The organism is Variovorax sp. P2_H12, assembly GCF_056403395.1.
Map to the genome: position 1 here is coordinate 1 of NZ_JBFUFO010000184.1, position 467 is coordinate 467.

Here is a 467-nt window from a genome sequence, read left to right on the forward strand (position 1 = left end):
GTCAGGTCCAGCTCCGCGTCGAGCGCGCCCAGCATCACCGACATCTCGTACCGGGTACGTCGCGCCATCAGATTCCCGCCGAGGGTGGCCCGCCGCCGGATCCGCTGGGTGGCGATGCTGCCCCAGCCCGTGGCCAGACCCGGCAGGGCGGCCCGCACCCGGGCATCGTGCGAGCCGGTGTGATGATCGACCCCGGCGCCGATCTCCAGCGTCGAGCCGTCCCACTCGACGGCGCCGAGCTCGGGTACGCGCTCCAGCGACACCAGGGTCCGGCAGTCGAGACCCTCGCGGAACCGTGCGAAGAGATCGCTGCAGCCCTGTGCATAGACCGCACCGCGGGTTGCCCCCGCCGCCACGGCCTCGGCCGCCGTCACGGGACGTTCCAGGACGAAGTCGGGGATGGTGCGCTGGGTGGGCGCCACCATCCCGGTGGGGAGCAGGAGCATGCGGACCGTGCCTCCTGGGGC

At 73.0% G+C, this 467-nt stretch carries 1 protein-coding gene; it reads right to left on the reverse strand.

Annotation, left to right across the window (positions count from 1 at the left end; translation table 11 throughout):
* The coding region (locus AC1DYK_RS35735; protein WP_478170575.1) for an FAD binding domain-containing protein at positions 1-446 on the reverse strand (446 nt) is incomplete at its 3' end.
* Positions 447-467 lie beyond the last annotated feature (21 nt).